This is a genomic window from Psychrobacter sp., from assembly GCF_035469765.1.
In the GTDB taxonomy this organism is placed as follows: Bacteria; Pseudomonadota; Gammaproteobacteria; order Pseudomonadales; family Moraxellaceae; genus Psychrobacter.
The window spans coordinates 1-3,249 of record NZ_DATIRM010000021.1 but is presented as its reverse complement, the minus strand read 5'-3'; the positions used below and the strand labels follow the sequence as shown (position 1 = coordinate 3,249).

Annotated in this window: 2 protein-coding genes and 1 pseudogene; all 3 read left to right on the top strand. The window is 42.7% G+C overall.

The features are described 5' to 3' along the window. Positions 1-1,064 (top strand): tRNA preQ1(34) S-adenosylmethionine ribosyltransferase-isomerase QueA (gene queA / locus VLN09_RS00495; protein WP_325243057.1); only part of this gene is annotated, 1,064 nt, incomplete at its 5' end. Between the two features lie 120 nt (positions 1,065-1,184). Further along, a complete protein-coding gene (locus VLN09_RS00490; protein WP_325243056.1) occupies positions 1,185-2,966 on the top strand; it encodes a peptigoglycan-binding protein LysM in 1,782 nt (593 codons plus the stop codon). A gap of 51 nt (positions 2,967-3,017) precedes the next feature. Continuing rightward, a pseudogene (locus VLN09_RS00485) lies at positions 3,018-3,249 on the top strand (pilus assembly protein FimV); the annotation flags it as partial.

Sequence of the window (3,249 nt, the reverse complement as noted above, 5' to 3'; positions counted from 1 at the left end):
TTCTTTATCTACTGGCTAACAATGATAATATAAACAATGGCAGTCAGTTTGAAGATAAGCTGTTTTCTGAGTTGCCTGAAATACTCAATGCAGGCGATTTGATTGTTTTTAACGACACCAAAGTGATGAAGGCGCGCTTATTCGGTCAAAAAGATACTGGCGGAAAAATTGAAGTATTAATTGAGCGTTTGGTTACCCTTTCAGATTTAAGTAGCGCGGATTTAGACGCAATAACGTCAAATTCTGACACCATAGACATGACGATTATTGCAGAAAAACATATCGCTCTTTGCCATATCAAAGCCAGTAAAGCTTTGAAACTTGGGCAAGGGCTTGTACTTGCTGATGGTCATATGAATGGTATGATGATTGGACGTCGAGAGAACTTATTTATTGTAGCGTTTGATGCGCCCATTCTGCCTGATTTAGAGCTGTATGGTGAGCTGCCCATCCCGCCCTATTTTGAGCGCCATGCCGATGCCACGGACAATACTCGCTATCAAACTGTCTTTCATGACCCTGCCAAGCTTGCCAGCGTCGCTGCCCCGACAGCCAGTCTGCATTTTGACGATATCGTATTAAAAAAGCTGGCTGCAAAAGGTATTCAGACTTCTTTTGTTACCTTACATGTTGGTGCTGGTACGTTTGCTCCGGTAAAAACAGATAACCTGCTTAACCATACGATGCACAGTGAATATGCACATTTGCCTCAAGCCACTGCCGACCTTATCAATCAGACCCATGCCAATGGCAAGCAAGTCATTGCTATCGGGACTACTGTCACACGTGTCCTTGAATCGGCTTATCAAAAAACCGCAGTCGATGGACAGCCACTCTCTGGCTGGTCAGGTGATACAGATATTTTTATATATCCAGGTTTTAAGTTTGGCGTCGTAGATAAATTACTGACCAATTTTCACTTGCCAAAGTCTACTTTGCTCATGCTAGTGTCCGCGTTTGCCACGAAAAAATCTATCGAACAGGCTTATCAACATGCCATCGAATCCGAGTATCGGTTTTTTAGTTATGGTGATGCCATGCTGCTTGATAAAAAAGTTGACTGATGTGTGTAAGTATTAAGCCTGCAATTCAGTTATTGGTCACAACAGTGGTGGAATAAACTGGTAAACTAAACAGTATTTTGTTATAACAACACAGACAACTTTTACTCCAAAGGGCTGCATATGTCTTGTCATTTACCTTATCGCTTGACTAGCATACATCGTGCAGTATCGATGGCACTGTTTTATTCAATAAGTTATGCAGCCTTAGTATCTAGCGCCCAAGCAGCGACCATTGGCAAGACGGTCGTTATTTCAGCTCAGCACGAACCTTTAGTTGCCAGTATTATGGTAACCGATATTGAAAACACTGACTTTTCAGCCAGTTTGGCAAATTCCGCCATTTATCAGCAAATGGGTCTGACCCCAACTGACTCCATGATCGTACGCTTTCACTCGACTTCAGCTACGAGCGGTCAAGTTTTTATCACCACTACCAAACCTATATCCAAACCCTTTGCTGATGTGGTGTTAACCATCAATGACGGCAATCAGCGCAATGTCATTCCAAAGACATTACTGATGTCACTGAGTGATAGCTTGCCAATTGCCACCGCCAAAAATATCGTAACCGGTGCAAAAAAGCCCAATCTACCCGTGGTTTCTACCACCAACGCGCAGCCACTCACTGTTAGAAAAGGCGCGCCACCACCTCTATTTCCTTCTAATTCGTCGAAATCAACGTTAAGCGCGACAAAATTACCTGAGCGCAATGCTCAATCGTCTCATATACAAGCGCCTGTTATTCAGACGCCGAGCGTTCAAGTATCAAGCTCCAAAATACTAAGCGCTCAAGCAACGACTATATCGTCTGACTCACCGACAGAAGTTGCGACAACAACACAAAATAATACCACAACTTATGCGCCTAGCCACTTAGAGATCGGTCGATTAAACAACCCTGTTGATATGAAAGCAAGTATCATGGTGGCGAGCGAAAATAATAATAATGCGAATTTAACTGTCCCATCAAATAACATGCCTTCTGCTACTAGCGAAACTGATAAACAATTTGATATCTTAAACATACAAATCACTCGTCAGATACAGCCGAAGACCAGAAGCGAGACAGGCTTGGTAGTCGCGGCTCCCATGACTCCCGAAAACTTAGTAGTGAATGAAACTGCGCTCATAAACAAAAACAAAGCTATTACCCCAAATAGTAGTAATAGTGTTGTCACCACAGCCTCTCTCAATAGCGTGCCATCCGACTCGAATGCTTTGCAACAAGCAGCAATGTCCAAAACTTCTGTTGCAACATCAAGTAAGTCAGTTGGCGCTGAGATAAATTATACAGTACAGCGTAACGACAACTTATGGGTTATTGCCCAGCAAATCGCAGAGAAAAACGATATTGATGTTCAAACTGTGATGAAAGAGATTCAGATGCAAAATCCTGACGCATTTATTAATAAAAATGCCAATCAATTAAAAGCAGATGCACAGTTAAGCCTGCCAAATTACGATGTGCTACCATCACAGCAAAAGCTTGAAGCTGCCATTAGTGCTCAAAGACAATATAGAGCCGCCAATACACCTGTCGCAAAAAAACCAACTGTACCAAAACCTATATCTAAATCTGAGACTGCGCAGACAACTAAGCGCACTGAAAAACCGGTAACCACCAAGACCCAAACTTTGCCACAAGCACAGTTTTCTGTCCTTGCTCCCGTTCATGAAGGCAGTGCAGATGGCACTAAAACCAAGGCAAGCGTAGCAACAGGCAATGGGCTTAGCACTGATGTATTAAGCATACTTAAATCATCCAGGCAAAGTACAGCCTCACAAGCTCAGAAATTATCAAAAACCAGTGGTACGCTTGATAGCTATACTCGAAAATTACAATTACAAAACCAAAAACTGGCTGAGCTACAAGCTCGTCTCGAAAAATTACGCAATCAATAATTGCCTAACAGATCAATGCAAGCAGCTGTGATCGTGGGCGTGGGAGTAACTATGGACAATATGCTATATATCATCGCCGGATTGGTGATCGTTTTACTCATCGCGGTCTTGGTCATGCGCAAAAATAAAGCGCAAAAACCATCAGGACAGTCGGGTATACAAGATGGTAAAACCGAGTCTTTATCAACGCACGCTAGCTCTAAAAGCACGCTTGCCCAAACAGCTAACAATAATGAGAAGAAGTTTGATCATATCGATATCGCTCAGCGTTTTATAAATCAGC